The 16,290-nt window shown below is 71.7% G+C and carries 15 protein-coding genes; 9 read left to right on the forward strand and 6 right to left on the reverse strand.

Annotated features, from left to right (window positions below):
* From ABZ070_RS26315 to ABZ070_RS26325, 3 genes are all read left to right on the forward strand, one after another.
* A partial coding sequence (locus ABZ070_RS26315; RefSeq protein WP_356637804.1) for a glycine betaine ABC transporter substrate-binding protein occupies nucleotides 1-1,040 on the forward strand: 1,040 nt, incomplete at its 5' end.
* Nucleotides 1,041-1,245: 205 nt separating this feature from the next.
* Entirely contained in the window at nucleotides 1,246-1,848 is a 603-nt protein-coding gene (locus ABZ070_RS26320) for an XRE family transcriptional regulator (protein ID WP_356637805.1), read from the forward strand.
* Between the two features lie 8 nt (nucleotides 1,849-1,856).
* Nucleotides 1,857-2,591 (forward strand): helical backbone metal receptor, encoded by a 735-nt coding sequence (locus ABZ070_RS26325; RefSeq protein ID WP_356637806.1) that lies wholly within the window; start codon nucleotides 1,857-1,859, stop codon nucleotides 2,589-2,591.
* Here the strand turns inward: ABZ070_RS26325 and ABZ070_RS26330 are convergent.
* Nucleotides 2,542-3,678: a TDT family transporter gene (locus tag ABZ070_RS26330; protein ID WP_356637817.1), complete on the reverse strand. Its 1,137-nt coding sequence runs from the start codon at nucleotides 3,676-3,678 to the stop codon at nucleotides 2,542-2,544. The two genes, ABZ070_RS26325 and ABZ070_RS26330, sit on opposite strands and share 50 nt — an antisense overlap.
* 70 nt (nucleotides 3,679-3,748) lie before the next feature.
* Between ABZ070_RS26330 and ABZ070_RS26335 the strand changes: the two genes are divergently transcribed.
* Complete coding sequence (locus ABZ070_RS26335) at nucleotides 3,749-4,669, forward strand: LysR family transcriptional regulator (RefSeq protein ID WP_356637807.1); 921 nt, start codon at nucleotides 3,749-3,751, stop codon at nucleotides 4,667-4,669.
* Between the two features lie 477 nt (nucleotides 4,670-5,146).
* Here ABZ070_RS26335 and ABZ070_RS26340 read toward each other — a convergent pair whose 3' ends face one another.
* The 3 genes from ABZ070_RS26340 to ABZ070_RS26350 all read right to left on the reverse strand — a co-directional run bounded on the left by ABZ070_RS26340 (nucleotide 5,147) and on the right by ABZ070_RS26350 (nucleotide 8,327).
* The gene (locus ABZ070_RS26340) at nucleotides 5,147-5,827 is read right to left on the reverse strand and encodes a gamma-glutamyl-gamma-aminobutyrate hydrolase family protein (RefSeq protein ID WP_356637818.1); all 681 of its coding nucleotides are present in this window, start codon (nucleotides 5,825-5,827) and stop codon (nucleotides 5,147-5,149) included.
* A gap of 45 nt (nucleotides 5,828-5,872) precedes the next feature.
* The gene (eat, locus tag ABZ070_RS26345) at nucleotides 5,873-7,342 is read right to left on the reverse strand and encodes an ethanolamine permease (RefSeq protein ID WP_356637808.1); all 1,470 of its coding nucleotides are present in this window, start codon (nucleotides 7,340-7,342) and stop codon (nucleotides 5,873-5,875) included.
* A 205-nt stretch (nucleotides 7,343-7,547) separates the two neighbouring features.
* On the reverse strand, nucleotides 7,548-8,327 hold the full coding sequence (locus ABZ070_RS26350) for an FCD domain-containing protein (protein ID WP_356637809.1): 780 nt from the start codon (nucleotides 8,325-8,327) through the stop codon (nucleotides 7,548-7,550).
* Nucleotides 8,328-8,370: 43 nt separating this feature from the next.
* Between ABZ070_RS26350 and ABZ070_RS26355 the strand changes: the two genes are divergently transcribed.
* From ABZ070_RS26355 to ABZ070_RS26370, 4 genes are read left to right on the forward strand one after another with little or no spacing between them, the layout of a single operon-like run.
* Nucleotides 8,371-9,735, forward strand: a complete 1,365-nt coding sequence (locus ABZ070_RS26355; RefSeq protein ID WP_356637810.1) for a glutamine synthetase family protein — start codon at nucleotides 8,371-8,373, stop codon at nucleotides 9,733-9,735.
* Between the two features lie 8 nt (nucleotides 9,736-9,743).
* The gene (locus ABZ070_RS26360) at nucleotides 9,744-11,108 is read left to right on the forward strand and encodes an aldehyde dehydrogenase family protein (protein ID WP_356637811.1); all 1,365 of its coding nucleotides are present in this window, start codon (nucleotides 9,744-9,746) and stop codon (nucleotides 11,106-11,108) included.
* A gap of 6 nt (nucleotides 11,109-11,114) precedes the next feature.
* The gene (locus ABZ070_RS26365; protein WP_356637812.1) at nucleotides 11,115-11,897 is read left to right on the forward strand and encodes a 3-oxoacyl-ACP reductase; all 783 of its coding nucleotides are present in this window, start codon (nucleotides 11,115-11,117) and stop codon (nucleotides 11,895-11,897) included.
* A 31-nt stretch (nucleotides 11,898-11,928) separates the two neighbouring features.
* A complete protein-coding gene (locus tag ABZ070_RS26370) occupies nucleotides 11,929-12,939 on the forward strand; it encodes a DUF2510 domain-containing protein (protein WP_356637813.1) in 1,011 nt (336 codons plus the stop codon).
* Nucleotides 12,940-13,018: 79 nt separating this feature from the next.
* On the opposite strand, the gene ABZ070_RS26375 is transcribed toward ABZ070_RS26370, so the two are convergent.
* A complete protein-coding gene (locus ABZ070_RS26375; protein WP_356637814.1) occupies nucleotides 13,019-14,170 on the reverse strand; it encodes a MarR family transcriptional regulator in 1,152 nt (383 codons plus the stop codon).
* A gap of 45 nt (nucleotides 14,171-14,215) precedes the next feature.
* Here ABZ070_RS26375 and ABZ070_RS26380 point away from each other — a divergent pair, with 45 nt between their 5' ends.
* Nucleotides 14,216-15,178, forward strand: coding sequence for an EamA family transporter (locus ABZ070_RS26380; RefSeq protein WP_356637815.1), 963 nt, complete (start codon nucleotides 14,216-14,218; stop codon nucleotides 15,176-15,178).
* 113 nt (nucleotides 15,179-15,291) lie between these two features.
* Here the strand turns inward: ABZ070_RS26380 and ABZ070_RS26385 are convergent.
* A partial coding sequence (locus ABZ070_RS26385; protein WP_356637816.1) for an alanine racemase occupies nucleotides 15,292-16,290 on the reverse strand: 999 nt, incomplete at its 5' end.

A 16,290-nucleotide genomic window follows, 5' to 3' on the forward strand; every position in this document is an offset into this window, starting at 1 on the left:
AGGGCGACGGCGTGCACACGCTCGCGCGCAAGGGCTTCTCCGCGGAGAACCCCGAGGTCGGCAAGTGGCTCAAGGACTTCAAGATGACCGAGGAGCAGCTCACCGGTCTCGAGGCGAAGATCCAGGAAACCGGCAAGGGCAAGGAACAGGAAGCCGTCCGTGCCTGGCTGAAGGACAACCCCGGTCTCGCGGAAAAGTGGGCGCCCGCCGGCAAGGGCGGCAAGGCGGCCAAGGGCGGCAAGGACGAGCGCGACCGTCCCCTGGAGGTCGCCTGGTTCCCGTGGGAGGAGGACATCGCCGCCACGTATCTGTGGAAGGCGGTCCTCGAGGAACGCGGCTACACGATGAACCTCAAGCAGTTCGAGGTCGGCCCGATGTACACCGCGCTCTCCCGCGGTCAGATCGACGTGCAGTTCGACGGTTGGCTGCCGACCACACAGAAGAAGTACTGGGACAAGTACGGCGACAAGCTCACCGATCTCGGCTCCTGGTACGGACCCACGTCGCTCGAGATCGCCGTTCCCTCGTATGTCGAGGGGGTCGACTCCCTGGACGATCTCAAGGGCCGCGGTGACGAGTTCGAGGGCCGCATCGTCGGTATCGAGCCCGGCACGGAGACCATGAACATCCTCAAGAACAAGGTCCTGCCGGACTACGGTCTGGACAAGGAGTTCGAGGTCGTCGACAGCTCCACGCCCGGCATGCTCGCCGAGCTGAAGCGCGCCTACGCCAAGAAGGAGCCCATCGCGGTCATGCTGTGGACCCCGCACTGGGCCTACAGCGAGTACGGGCTCACGAAGCTCGCCGACCCGAAGAAGTCCTTCGGCACGGGCGACGAGATCCACACCGTCGCCTCCGAGGACTTCCCCCGGCAGTACCCGCAGCTCACCAAGTGGTTCAAGGACTTCAAGCTCGGCGAGAAGCAGCTGGCGGGCCTGGAGAACGAGATCCAGAAGCGCGGGACCGGGCACGAGGAAGAGGCCGTGAAGGCCTGGATGGAGCAGAACCCGGGCATCGCGGACGAGATTGCTCCGCAGTAGTCGCCCGGCAGTAGTCACCCGGGCACGTCAAGCCCGTCGATCACGCGAAGGGGTGGGTCCCGCCGAACCGGCGGGACCCACCCCTTTCCGGTGTCGCTTTCGGCCGGTCCGCCCCCTGCGCACCCCATGCTCATGCGCTTGTCGAGTACGGGTGGGCGGATGGTGCGTATGGTGAGACAGGACCCAGGGGAGGGGAGCCCGGCCCATGGACGCGAAGGACGCGAAGGACGCGAAGGACGCCAAGGAGAGGGAAGAGCCTCTCCGGGTGGGAGCGGCCGTGCGCAAACGCCGCAGGGCCCTCGGACTCACGCTGGCCGCCGTCTCGGCGCGCAGCGGCCTTTCGGTGCCCTTCCTGAGCCAGATCGAGAACGAGCGCGCCCGCCCCAGCATGCGCTCGCTCAACGGCGTCGCCGACGCCCTCGACACCACGGTGGAGCGGCTGCTCGCCGCCTCCGACGCGGCCCGTACGGTCGACGTCGTACGAGCCGGGGACGACGCCAGGTCCGCCGGCCCAGCAGAGGGCATCCGCGCACTGGTGCGCGGACAGCACCAGTTGCACGCCCTCGAGTTCAGCGGCGAACAGGAGACCGGCCGCGAGTTCGAGCACCGCAACGACGAGCTGCTGTACGTGGCGGACGGCGCCGTCGAGGTCGAGGCCGAGGGACGGGCCTACCGGCTCGGCCCCGGCGACGCGCTGTTCCTCTCCGGCGGCGTACGGCACCGCTGGCGCGCCACCACCCCCGACACCCGCATCCTCGTCGTCGCGGTCTCCGACCACATCGCGACGACACGCGACCCGCGCGGCTGAGACGGCCCGTGCGCGTCGTCTCCCTGGTGCCTTCGCTGACCGAGGCCGTCGCCGTCACCGCCCCCGGGCTGCTGGTCGGCGTCACCGACTGGTGCACCCACCCGCCCGGACTTGCGGCCGCACGCATCGGCGGCACGAAGAATCCCGATATTCCCGCCGTCCTGCGGCTGCGCCCCGATCTCGTGATCGCCAACGAGGAGGAGAACCGCGGGCCCGATCTCGCCGCGCTGCGCGAGGCGGGCGTCGATGTGCTGGTCACCGAAGTGCGTGGGCTCGACCAGGCGTTCTGCGAGCTGGAGCGGGTGCTGGTGACCGGCTGCTCGCTCTCCCGCCCGCGCTGGCTGGACCGGGCGGAGGAGGCATGGGCAGGCGTCGAGCCGCTGCCGCAGATCAAGGCCGTCGTCCCGGTATGGCGGCGACCATGGATGGTGCTCGGCCGCGACACCTTCGCCGGGGACCTGCTCGCACGGCTCGGTGTCGTCAACGTGTACGCCGGGCACGCCGAGCGCTACCCGCGCATCCCCGTCCAGGAACTGCGGGCGAGCGGCGCCCAGGCCGTCGTACTGCCCGACGAGCCGTACCGCTTCACCGCGGACGACGGGCCGGAGGCCTTCCCCGGCCTGCCCACCGCGCTCGTCGACGGGCGGTACCTGACTTGGTACGGCCCGTCCCTCGTCGACGCGCCCCAGTCGCTCAGCGCGGGGCTGCGAGCAGCTCTCGGCGCAGCAGGCCGCGCAGGGTAAGAGCCCCCGCGACCGCCCAGGCCGCGACGAGGAACGTGTAGAGGGCGACGGCCAGCCAGTCGTACGCCACCAGACCGGTGTGGCGCGCCAGCGACTCCGCCCCGGTCACGCAGGTGCCCACCGGGAAGGTGAAGGCCCACCAGCCCATCGTGAACGGCATCCCGCGCCGTGCCGCCCGCAGCACCATCGCGGCGGCCAGCGCCAGCCACAGCAGGGCGAAACCCATCACGGGCACGCCGTACACGACGGCGAGCGCACCGAGGCCGGTCACGTAGGGGGCGTCGATCGCACCGGGCGCCGCGTCCGCCAGCTTGTTCACCGCGGTGGTCGACTGGCCGAGCGGGCCGAGCACGAGGAACAGAACGGGGGTGAGCGCGAGGGGCAGCGGGCCGTGGTGGACGAGGCGGGTGAAGACCACGGGCAGGATCAGCAGCGTGGCCAGCAGGCTCAGGCCGAACATCGCGTAGCTCGCGAGCAGCAGCGACTCCCGCCACTGGCCCGGCGGCAGATACGGCACCAGAAGCGGACCGAACGCTGCGGAGACCATCGGCGCGACGACGGGCAGCAGCCACACCGGCGACGCGCTGCCGGGCGTGATCCGGTGGCGTACGACCATGAGGTAGGGCACGACGACCGCGGCAACGAGCCCGACGGCCGTGCCGGCCCCGTACAGCACGAACGCGGCCGTCAGGGCAGGGCCTTCACCGATGACGGTCCTGCCGACGGTGAGGGTGGCCACGCCGACAGCCAGCAGTGCCATCGACAGGCAGCCGTAGAACGGGGCCACGGCCGGATCGAGCAGATGCGCCCGTGCCTGGTCCCGGTGGTTCACCCAGTGCGCGGTCCGCGCCGCGAGCACGAGCGCCAGCAACACCGCCGACAGCGCCCACACGCCGGTGCAGGCCGCCCGCAGACCCGGGGCCTCCACCGGCAACGCGGCGCCGGCACTCGCGACCGCCGCCGTCCCCATCACGGGGGCGTACCAGTTCGGGCCGAGATGCCGGACGGACGGAAGCCCGGGATGCACGACGACGGGGACAAGGGCCGGCTCCGGGGAGACGTGACGAGGCTGGACGACGGTGACCATGGCCTCACGTTCGCCGAGGGCCGACGCCCCCACCAGGGACCTTCCCTCTATCACCTCATAAGCTGGTCTTATGAGCGATGAGCAACGCGTGCCGCTGGCCCACCGGGTACCCGAACTGGGCGCGCTGGAACTGCTGCTCGCCGTGGCCCGTCACGGAAGCCTGGGGCGCGCCGCCCGGGAGATCGGCATCACCCAGCCCGCCGCCAGCAGTCGCATCCGCTCCATGGAACGCCAACTGGGCGTCGCCCTCGTCGACCGCTCCCCCCGCGGCTCCGAACTCACGGAAGCGGGATCGCTGGTCACCGACTGGGCGCGGCGCATCGTGGAGGCCGCGGAGGCGTTCGACGCGGGCGCCCAGGCACTGCGAGGGCGCCGTGACTCGCGGCTGCGGGTCGCGGCGAGCATGACGATCGCCGAGTACCTCCTGCCCGGTTGGCTCATCGCCCTGCGCGGGGAACGCCCCGACACCGCGGTCTCACTGATCGCCGGCAACTCGTCGGCGGTCGCGCAGCGGCTGCTGTCGGGCGAGGCCGACCTGGGCTTCGTCGAGGGCCTTGCCGTGCCGGAGGGTCTCGACGGCACGGTCATCGGACACGACCGGCTGTTCGTCGTCGCCGCGCCGAGCCACGCCTGGGCACGGCGACGACGGGCGCCAGTGACGCCGGAAGAACTGGCGGGCACACCGCTCGTCCTGCGCGAGCGCGGCTCCGGCACGCGACAGGTGCTGGACTCGGCGCTCTCCCGGTACGGAGGGCTATCCGCACCCTTGATGGAGCTCGCCTCCACGACGGCGGTCAAGGCGGCGGCGGTCAGCGGAGCGGGCCCCGCCGTCCTGAGCGAACTCGCGGTCACGGAGGAGCTGTCGTCGCGCCGCCTGGCGCGGGTGCCCGTGGAGGGAGTGGCGCTGGAACGCGACCTGCGGGCGGTCTGGCCACACGCCCAACGCCCGACGGGACCGGCACGGGACCTGCTGGGCCTGACGCGGCGGTAGCCGGTCCGGCCCCGCGGGCGTCCGCCGACATCGAGGGCTGGGGTACGTGGGCAGGAGCCGCCGGCGAGGCCGCCCTGGCCGAGTCGGCCTGCGTTGGAGGCGCGGAACCCGGAGGCGCCGAGTTCCGCCGGGTCCGCTCGCCGACCGGGTTCGGGGCCGTGCCCTCGGCGGGGCCGCCCGGGTCGAGTCGGCCTGCGTCGGAGGCGGCGAGCTCCGTCGGGTCCGTCGGCCGTCCGGTCCGGGAGGCGGACCAACCGCCCGCTGCTGGGTTCGGGGCCGTGCCCCGGCGAGGCCCGCCCGAGCCGGTCGGCGTCGGAAGTACGAGCCTGGAGGCGCCGAGCTCCGCCGGGTTTCCCCGCCGCTGGGTTCGGGCCGTGCCCTCGGGGAGGTCCGCCCGGGTCGGCCTGCGTTGGAGGCGCGGAACCCGGAGGCGCCGAGTTCCGCCGGGTCCGCTCGCCGACCGGTCCGGGAGGCGGACTACCCGCCCGACGCCCGGACCAGCGCGGACATCACTCGGGTGTCCGACCCCATCTCCGGGTGCCACTGCACACCCAGCACCCACCCCTCCGCGCCCGGCCGCTCGATCGCCTCCACCGTCCCGTCCTCCGCGTACGCGCTCGGTGTGAGGCCCTCGCCCAGGCGGTCCACGGACTGGTGGTGGTAGGTCGGGACGGGGGAGGCCTCCGGGACGATCGAGCCGTAGAGCGTGCCGGGGACCGGCTTCACCGGGTGTTCGCCGAAGACCCCGATGCCGGCGGCATGCCCGTCGAGGTGCTGCACCAGCGTCCCGCCGAGCGCGACGTTCAGCAGCTGCATGCCGCGGCAGATGCCGAGCAGCGGCGTCCCCGACGCCAGCGCGGCACGGATCAGGGCCAGCTCCCATGCGTCGCGTTCCGGTGCCGGCGGGCCGGTGCGCGGCGAGCGGGGTTCCCCGTACCGCGCCGGGTCGACGTCGGGGCCGCCCGCGACGACGACGCCGTCGAGGCGGGCCACCACGGCTTCGGCCAGCGACGGGTCGTCCGGGGGAAGCATCGCGGCGAGCCCGCCGGCCGCCTGGACGAGCCGCGAATAGCCGGCGGGCAGCAGCGCGGCGGGCAGCTCCCACACGCCCCACCGGGCGGATGTCTCCCAGTAGGTGCTCACCCCGATGAGCGGCATCGACACGACTACGCCTCCGTTCGCTTCCGTTCCGTCCAGTTTCCTTCAGTCACGTGAAAGTTCGGCCTCGGCCGCCGCGAGCGCCGCGAACTCCTCCTCCGGTGCCCGTGCCACCAGATGGTGTCGGCTGTAGAGGGCGAAGTACGCGAGCGCCACGGCGTACACGCCGAGCGCCATGAACGCCGCGTCCTTGTCCACGAGGAACGTCGCCACCAGTGCCGACAGCGCGAGCACGAAGGCGACCGACGACGTGGCCACCCCGCCGGGCGTGCGGTAGGGGCGCGGAAGTTCGGGCTCGCGGCGACGCAGCACGATGTGGGAGAGCGCCATCAGCGCGTAGCTGATGGTCGCGCCGAAGACGGCGATGTTCAGCATCCGCGCGCCGTTGCCCGTGCCCGCCGCCAGCGCGAAGCCGAGCGCACCGGGGATCAGCAGACCCAGGTAGGGGGACTTGCGGCGGCTCGTCAGCGACAGGAAGCGCGGTAGATAGCCGGCGCGGGAGAGCGCGAAGAGCTGGCGGGAGCCGGCGTAGATGAGTGAGAAGAAGGAGGCGACCAGTCCTGCGAGGCCGGCGTAGTTCACGAAGCGGCTGAGCGGGGTCGGTTCGCCGTCACCCTGGAGGGCGACCACCAGCGGGTTCCCGGCTTCCTGGATGGCGGCGGAGCCGCGGGCGCCGCTCGCCGCGAAGAAGGTCAGCAGGGCCAGCAGGGCCAGGATGCCCATGGAGATCGCCAGCGCCTTCGGCATGGAACGCACCGGGTCCTTGGCCTCTTCCGCCGCCAGCGGCACGCCCTCGACGCCGAGGAAGAACCACATGCCGAACGGGAACGCCGCCCAGATGCCCAGCAGACCGAACGGCAGCCATGAACTCGCGCCGAAGGCCTCGGTGTCGACGGGGATGTCGTCGAGGTGACCGGCCTGGAAGTCGGTGAACGCGCCCACCGCGAAGATCAGCAGCGCCGCGACCGCGATCGCCGTCACCACCAGGCTGAACCGCAGCGCCTCGCCGACGCCCCACAGATGGATGCCGATGAAGATCGCGAAGCAGGCCAGGTAGACGGGCCAGCCCGATTCCAGTCCGAAGAGGCCCAGGGATTCGACGTAGTCGCCGATGAAGATGGCGATCGCGGCGGGCGCGAGGATGTACTCGATGAGGATCGCGGTGCCGGTGAGGAAGCCGCCCCAGGTACCGAGCGCGCGGCGGGCGAAGCCGTAGCCGCCGCCCGCGGTGGGCAGGATCGCCGACAGTTCGGCGAGGGCGAAGACCAGGCAGGCGTACATCGCGCCCATCAGCAGTGCGGCGATGGCGAGGCCGCCGAAGCCGCCCTTGGCGAGTCCGATGTTCCAGCCGGAGAAGTCTCCGGAGACGACGTACGCGACGCCGAGGCCGGTCAGCAGCAGCCACCCCGCGCTGCCCCTGCGCAGCGTGCGCCGGTGCAGATAGGCGTCGTCCTCCGGCGGGGCGGACGTGGGCTCGACCGGCGATTGGATGCGTGGGGTGGTGCCTTCGGCCATGAGTCGCTCCTGGCAGTCAAAGGTCCGGCGTTCGGGGTCCTTCAGGTTCACAGGCCCTTCAGGTTCAAAGGTTTGCGCGAACACCTTTGCGTCAGCCGTGGCGCGTGCGCAAGCCCTGTGCGTAAAGCCGGGGTTACGGATCGGTCGCGTATCCGCGCACGGCAACCCCCGTCGTGGCCGCAGGGAAAGGGCCCCCGCGGCCGCCTCAGGGCAGGAACCCCCGCAGCAGCGCCGCCGTCCCCTCGCAGTGCTCCCGCATCACCTCGCGCGCCGCGTCCGGGTCACCGTCCAGCACCGCCTCCACGAGCGCCGTGTGCTGGTGCTGGGAGTGCTCCAGGTTCCGCACCAGCAGCGGAATGCAGTCCAGCAGGTCGTTCAGCCTGGCCCGTACCGCCGCGTACTGGGCGGTGAGCGAGGGGGAGCCGGACAGTTCGGCCAGGGTGAGGTGCAGCAGCGTGTCCTGCCTGCGGTACTCGGTCAGCGGCGCGTCGTGCGTCGCCGCCAGTGCCGTCCGCAGCCGCCGCGCCTGCTCTTCGGTCAGGCCGTGCGCCGCGCACAGTCCCGCCGCCCCCACTTCCAGCACCTCGCGGAAGCGCAGGGTGTCCTCCACGTCCACGTCCGCGACGCGCCTGCGCAGTTCCTCCTCGCCGTGGCTGTCGGGGCGGTGCAGCACGAACGTTCCGCCGTAGCGTCCGCGGCGGCTCTCGACCAGGCCCTGGTCGGTGAGGACCTTGATCACCTCGCGGAGGGTGACCCGGCTGATGCCCATGCGCTCGGCCAGCTCCCGCTCCGCGGGCAGTCGTTCGCCGCCGGGGACCAAACCGAGCCGCAGCAGCTGGAGGATCTGCTCGAGCGCCTCCTCGAAGCCGTTGCCCGCGCGTACGGGCCGCAGCACCGGCGTCAGCCGGTCCGTCGCCCCGCCCGCCGTCCCACCTGTCTTCGCCACCTCGCCGTTTCCCCTTCCCAAGCAATGGTCTTCACCCATACCTTATGACTCCCGGCTGATCCGAGAGAAAGGCCCTGACCCCGTGGCAGACCGCACACCCCCGCTCACCCTCGAGGAACTCCGCGTCCTCGTCGCGAGCGGCGAGATCGACACCGTCGTCCTGGCCTTCCCCGATATGCAGGGACGCCTCCAGGGCAAGCGGTTCGCCGCCCCCTTCTTCCTCGAAGAGGTCGCCGAGCACGGCACCGAGGGCTGCAACTACCTGCTCGCCGTCGACACCGAGATGAACACGGTGGACGGATACGAGATGTCCTCCTGGGAGCGCGGCTACGGCGACTTCGCCATGCGTCCCGATCTCACCACGCTGCGCCGAGTCCCGTGGAACGAGGGCACCGCGCTGCTCGTCGCCGACCTCGCGTGGAACGACGGCTCGCCCGTCGTCGCCGCGCCCCGCCAGATCCTCCGCCGCCAACTGGAGCGCCTCGCCGAGCACGGCTACACGGCGCACGTCGGCACGGAGCTCGAGTTCATCGTCTTCAAGGACACCTACGAGCAGGCCTGGGACAGCGGCTACCGCGGCCTCACCCCCGCCAACCAGTACAACATCGACTACTCGGTCCTCGGCACCGGCCGCATCGAGCCCCTGCTGCGCCGCATCCGCAACGAGATGGCCGCGGCAGGCATGACCGTCGAGTCGGCGAAGGGCGAGTGCAACCCCGGCCAGCACGAGATCGCCTTCAAGTACGACGAGGCGCTGGTCACCTGCGACCAGCACTCCGTCTACAAGACCGGCGCGAAGGAGATTGCCTCCCAGGAAGGCGTCTCGCTCACCTTCATGGCCAAGTACAACGAGCGGGAGGGCAACTCCTGCCACATCCACCTCTCCCTCCAGGACGCCGACGGCCGCAATGTGATGGCCGGAGACGGCCCCGGCGGGATGTCGTCCGTCATGCGCCATTTCCTGGCCGGCCAGCTCGCCGCACTACGCGACTTCTCCCTGCTGTACGCGCCGAACGTCAACTCCTACAAGCGTTTCCAGCCCGGTTCCTTCGCGCCGACCGCCGTGGCCTGGGGATACGACAACCGCACGTGCTCCCTCCGCGTCGTCGGCCACGGCCGCTCGATGCGCTTCGAGAACCGCCTCCCCGGCGGCGACGTCAACCCGTACCTCGCCGTCGCGGGATTGGTGGCCGCCGGCCTGTACGGCATCGAGCAGCGCATCGAACTGCCGGACGCCTGCACGGGGAACGCCTACTCCGCCGAGTACGAGCACGTCCCCACCACCCTGCGCGAGGCCGCGGAGCTCTGGGAGACCAGCCCTGTCGCCAAGGCCGCCTTCGGCGACGAGGTCGTCGCCCACTACCGAAACATGGCGCGTGTCGAACTCGAAGCCTTCGACGCCGCGGTGACCGACTGGGAGCTCCGCCGCTCCTTCGAACGCATGTGAGGCCCTCCTTGACCGCCCCGCACCTGGTACTGAACCCCGCCACCGAAGAGGTCGTACGGACCGTCCCCGCGACAACGGCCGCCGAGGTCGACGCCGCCGTCCTCCGCGCCGCAAAGGCCCAGCGCGGCTGGGCGGCGGCCGCCCCCGCCGACCGGGCCAGGCTGCTGCGCCGCTTCGCCGCCGTCGTCGACGACCACGTCGAGGAACTGGCCCGGCTGGAGGTCCTCGAAGCAGGACACACCATCGGCAACGCCCGATGGGAAGCCGGCAATGTCCGCGACCTGCTCGACTACGCCGCCGGGGGAGTGGAACGCCTCAACGGCCGCCAGATCCCCGTCCCGGGCGGACTCGACATCACCGTCCTCGAACCGCTCGGCGTCGTCGGCGTGATCGCGCCCTGGAACTTCCCCATGCCGATCGCCGCCTGGGGCACCGCCCCGGCCCTGGCCGCCGGCAACGCCGTCCTCCTCAAGCCCGCGGAGACCACCCCGCTCACCGCCCTGCGCCTGGCCGAACTCGCCCTGGAGGCAGGCCTCCCGGAGCATCTCTTCCAGGTGCTCCCCGGCGCCGGCGCAGTGGCCGGCGACGCACTGGTCCAGCACCCCGGCGTGGCGAAGATCGTCTTCACCGGCTCCACCCGGGTTGGCAAGAGCGTCATGGCCAAGTGCGCCGACCGTGTGAAGCGGGTGACCCTCGAACTCGGCGGCAAGAGCCCGAACATCGTCTTCGCCGATTCCGACCTCGACGCCGCCGTGGCAGCCACCCCCATGTCGTTCCTCGACAACAGCGGCCAGGACTGCTGTGCGCGGACCCGGATCCTGGTGCAGGCGGCGGTGTACGACCGCTTCCTCGATCTGCTCGCCCCCGCGATCGAGTCGATCGTCGTCGGCGACCCCGGTGACGAGAAGACACAGATGGGGCCGCTGATCTCCCGTGCCCAGCTCGAGCGGGTGCGCGGCTACGTCCCCGACGACGCCAAGGCGATCCGGGGCACGGCCCCCGACGGGCCCGGCTTCTGGTTCCCGCCGACCGTCCTCACCGACATCGCGCCCGACGCGCCCGCCGCATGCGAGGAGGTCTTCGGGCCTGTCGCCGCCGTCCTCCCGTTCGAGGACGAGGAGGACGCCGTCCGGCTCGCCAACGCCACCGAGTACGGCCTGTCCGGCTCGATCTGGACCCGTGACGTGGGCCGCGCCCTGCGCGTCTCCGGCGCCGTCAGGGCGGGCAACCTCTCCGTCAACTCCCACTCCAGCGTCCGCTACTGGACCCCGTTCGGCGGCTACAAGCAGTCCGGCCTCGGACGCGAGCTGGGCCCCGACGCACTGACCGCTTTCACCGAGACCAAGAACGTCTTCATCAGCACGGAGGCCTGAACCACCATGACCGAGACCCCTGTGTGCCGCCGTCTGGCCGGCCGTACCGCAGTCATCACCGGCGCCGGCAGCGGCATCGGCCTCGCCGCCGCGCGCCGCCTCGCCGCGGAGGGCGCGAACGTCGTCTGCGGCGACATCGACGAGACCGCGGGCAAGGCCGCGGCCGACGAGGTCGGCGGCACGTTCGTACGCGTCGACGTCACCGACGCCGAGCAGGTCGAGGCGCTGTTCAAGACCGCGTACGACACCTACGGCAGCGTCGACGTCGCCTTCAACAACGCCGGTATCTCGCCGCCCGACGACGACTCGATCCTCACCACCGGCCTCGACGCGTGGAAGCGGGTCCAGGAGGTCAACCTCACCTCCGTCTATCTGTGCTGCAAGGCAGCCATCCCCTACATGCAGCGCCAGGGACGCGGCTCCATCATCAACACCGCCTCCTTCGTGGCCGTCATGGGAGCCGCCACCTCCCAGATCTCGTACACCGCCTCCAAGGGCGGGGTGCTCGCCATGTCGCGCGAACTCGGTGTGCAGTTCGCGCGCGAGGGCATCAGGGTCAACGCCCTGTGCCCGGGGCCCGTCAACACCCCCTTGCTGCAGGAGCTGTTCGCCAAGGACCCCGAGCGGGCCGCGCGGCGACTGGTGCACATCCCCGCCGGGCGCTTCGCGGAGGCGGACGAGATCGCCGCCGCCGTGGCCTTCCTCGCCAGCGACGACTCGTCGTTCGTCAACGCGACGGACTTCCTGGTCGACGGCGGGATCTCCGGTGCGTACGTCACCCCTCTGTAGACCGGCCCCGTCCCGCCCATAAGGTTGCGGGATGAGCATGACGACCCCTCCCGGCTGGTACCCGGATCCCAACGCGCCCCACACCGAACGCTGGTGGGACGGTACGGCCTGGACCGCGCACTCCCGCGCGGCCCAGGCTCCGGCCGGTGCGCAGGGGCAGTCGCCGTACGTGGCGGGGCAGTCGCACGGACCGGGTCACCAGCAGCCGGTGGCCTCGCAGCCGCAGACCTTCCCCACCCCGCCGGCGCAGAGCTTCCCGACTCCGCCGGCGGGCGGCGGCAACCGGCGCCTTTTGGCGCTGGCCACCGCGGGCGTGGTGCTGGTCGCGGCCATCGCCGCCGGCGCCGTACTCCTCGGCAGGGACGACGAGGGCGCCACGCCCGAGTCGGCGCCGAGCAGCAGCGGCCGGCCGGCCTCCGCGACCACCGACCCGAGTGCCGGCACCAGTCCGTCGCCCACCGCCGCGGAGGACGCGACCGACCTGGAGGACCAGCTCAACGGCATCACCATTCCCATCCCCGACGGCTGGGTCCGGGCGAACTCCTCACTCGAGCCGGGCGCGACGATGTACACGGACGACACCTACGACTGTCCCGCGGGCGGCTCGTCCCTCTGCCGGCAGGCCCGTGTGTCGTCCATCTCGGCGAACGTCCAGTCGGCGGACACCTCGCCCGAGGCGCTGGCCAAGAAGGACATCGAACAGGCCGCGGACGACGTCTACGGCGAGGACACGCTCGGCAACCGCCCCCACGGAGGCATCGAGTCCCACAAGGTCCTCAGGGCGGAGAACTTCGCCGTCGCGGGCAAGGCCGGCTATCTGGTGCGCTGGCGCGTCACGACAGCGGAGGGCCCGGGCGGATACGTGCAGACGGTCGCCTTCCCCTCGCCGGTCGGCACCGGTTCGCTGATGGTCGTCCGCTTCGCCTTCGACGCGGCCCCGTCGGCGCCCGGCCTCGACGCGATGGACAAGATCGCGGCGAGCATCCGCCCCATCGGCGACGCCACGGGTGGCGGCGTCGGCAGCAGCATCGGCCCCGGCTAGGGCCTCTCGTTCGGATCATGCCGAGCTCGCGGGCCCGGCACGCATGCTCACTGATCCGGCCTGATCCGAACGCGACTCCCTAGTGCTGCTGTGGATCCCGGTCCTGGGCGAGTGCCCGGTAGAGCGACGCCACAGAAGGGTGCTGTCCGGCGTTCTTGCCCGATCTGATGGTCAGCCGCTCGGCGATCTCCGCCACGCCCATGCCCCCGGCCCTCAGGGAGCGCGCGAGTGCGAGCATCTCGTCGTCGATCACTTTGGGGCGGCCGCCTCCGCGCGCGGCGCGGGGCCGCTGCTCAGCAGCACGCTCCCGCACGCCTTCTGACGCCTCGTCGAGCCGGGTGGCTTCCGTCAGAACGCCGAAGAGGGTGGCGCCGGAGTCCTGGGGACGGTGCACTCCGCGCAGGGGACCCGTAAGGATCTCCAACCCGACGCCCTGGTCCCGAAGCCGTGCCGCGAGCGAGGCGAGCTCGCCGGACGTCGCCGCGAGCCGTCCCACGTCGTGAACGGTCAGGACCACCGGCCGGTCGGGAGCAGTCCTTCCGATGTCGCGGGCGATCGCCAGGGCGCGCTCCAGCTCCGTCCCGGACGCCGCGTCGTCGCCCCGGCCGTCGTACTCGATCCGGACGGGACGGCCGCCGGGAGGTCGCGACGGTGATGGCCGCGACGTATCCGGGGACGGCTCGTTTTCGCAAAACATGTTCTCAGAAAGGGGCGCCTCGTCCGGAAGTGATTCGTCCGGCACTGTGTCCCCGAGCGACTCCAGCAGGCCGCGCAGCGTGCCGGCGAGCGTACGGCGCTCGGCGTCCGTCAGGGCGGACAGCACCCGGTTCTCGGTGGCGAGGTGATCGGGCAGCACCCGGTCGACCAGTTCCAGGCCCTCCTCCGTCAGTTCGACGTGCACCACCCGCCCGTCGGACTCGCTGGGGGTGCGGGTGACGAGCCCGCGCGCCTCCAGCCGGTCCAGGCGCTGGGTGATCGCGCCGGAGGTGACCATCGCCGAGCGCATCAGCCCCGCGGGCGTGAGCCGGTGGGCGGGGCCGCTGCGCCGGAGTGTCGCCAGCACGTCGAACGAGGCCCGGTCCAGGCCGTGCAGCGCGAACGTACGGGTCAGCTCCGCGTCGATCCTCCGGTGGCAGCGGGCGATGCGGCCGATCACGGCCATCGGTGACACATCCAGATCGGGGCGTTGGGCGCCCCACTGCCTCAGTACGAGATCGACATGGTCTGCCATGGACTCAGCCTAACCAATTCCTTAGTAATGAGATACATTGCCTTAGTGTTAAGCAACCGAGTGGGAATCATTCTCGTCACCGCCCTGGCCCCCGCCATCTGGGGCACCACCTACCTCGTCACCACGGAGCTGCTGCCTCCCGACCGGCCGCTCCTGGCCGCGCTGCTGAGAGCACTGCCCGCTGGGCTGCTGCTCCTCGCCGTCACCCGGCGCCTGCCGCACGGTGTGTGGTGGTGGCGGGCCTTGGTCCTCGGCGCCCTGAACATAGGAGCGTTCCTCGCCCTGCTCTTCGTCGCCGCCTACCGGCTCCCCGGGGGCGTCGCCGCGACCGTCGGAGCCGTACAGCCGCTGCTCGCAGCGGCTCTCTCCGCGGGCCTGCTCGGCGAGCGTCTGACGCCGCGCACCATGGTCACCGGGCTCGCGGGCCTCGCAGGGGTCAGCCTTCTTGTCCTGCGCGCCGACGCCCGGCTGGACGCGGTCGGTGTCGCCGCCGCGCTCGGCGGTGCGCTGGTGATGGCGACCGGCGTCGTCCTCGCCAAACGCTGGACATCACCGGCACCGTTGCTCGCGACCACCGGCTGGCAACTCGTCGCCGGCGGGCTGCTGCTGCTCCCCGTCGCGCTGCTCGTCGAGGGCCCGCCGCCCGCCGTGCTCACCGGCGCCAACCTCGCCGGTTACGCCTATCTGTCGATCGTCGGCGCCGCCCTGGCCTACGCGTTGTGGTTCCGGGGGATCCGGGCGCTGACGCCGACCGGCGTCTCGTTCCTCGGGCTGCTCAGCCCCGTCGTCGCCACAGCGCTCGGCCTGGCCGTCCTCGGTGAGGAACTCAACGCCCTCCAGGCCGTAGGCGGACTCGTCGTCCTCGGTGCCCTCGTCTCGGCACAGACCACCCGCCGCACCAGCAAGAGGTACGACAAGGAGGAGTCGGACCTTGCCCATCACCGCCTTCGGAGCGGCACGGAACGGCGGATGCCGGACGGTGACAGCAGCGCTGTCCCGAGGCCATGACGTCACCGCCGTCGTCCGCAGGCCATGACGTCACCACCGTCGTCCGCGGCCCGGCCCTTCAGGCCGGGGCGCCCTCCATGTCCGCCGAGCCGCTCGGCACTGCCGCTCGGCACTCAGAGGAAAGTGCGGCCCTCGCCCCGGTACGTCGGGGCCGACCCCGTCACCCGGTCACCCTCGACGAGGTGCAGGGTGTCGAAACGCTCGCACAGTTCCCCTGCCTTGGCGTGCCGGAACCACACCTTGTCGCCGATCAGCAGATCGTCGGCGGGCGCTCCGAGCAGGGGAGTCTGCACCTCGCCCGCCTGCTCCTGCGGGTCGTAGCGGAGCCCCTCCGGGAGATACGGGACCGGCAGCCGGTCCCGGCCGGCGGCGCCGGAGGCCGGATAGCCGCCGCCGAGCACCGTCACCGTGCCCACGCCCGGGCGGCGCACCACCGGCTGGGCGAACAGCGCGGCCGGGCGGCCCGCGAACGACGTGTAGTTGTCGAACAGCCGTGGCACGTACAGACCCGAGCCCGCCGCGATCTCCGTGACCGCGTCCTCCGCGGCCGTGTGCTGCACACTGCCGGTGCCGCCGCCGTTGACGAACTCCAGATCCGGCTCCACGGCTCGCACCGCACGCACGACCGCCGCCCGACGGGCGGCGAGCTCCTTGCGTGCGGCGTGCTGCATCAGCCGCACCGCACGCGAACGCACCGGCGAACCGGCCACGGAATCGCCCACACCTGCCACATGGCCCTCGTACGCCATCAGCCCCACCAGACGGTATCCCGGCCTGCGCGCGATCGACCTCGCCAGCTCGGCGAGCTGGGCGGGCTCACGCAGCGGAGAGCGCCGCGCGCCGATCCGCACACGGCCGCCCAACAGATGGAACGCGGTGTCCATTTCGAGACAGATCCGGATCTCCTCGCGGCCACCGGCGCGGGCACGGTCGATGAGCTCGAGCTGTGCCGGGTCGTCGACCATCACCGTCACCGCGGCAGCGAGCTTCGGGTCGTCTGCGAGCTCCCCGAACCCGGCGCGGTCCGCGGACGGATAGGCGAGCAGCACATCGTCGAACCCGGCCCGGGCCAGCCAGATCGACTCGTCCAGGGTGAACGACATGATCCCCGC

The sequence above is a fragment of the Streptomyces sp. NPDC006283 genome, assembly GCF_040613325.1.
Taxonomy (GTDB): Bacteria; Actinomycetota; Actinomycetes; order Streptomycetales; family Streptomycetaceae; genus Streptomyces.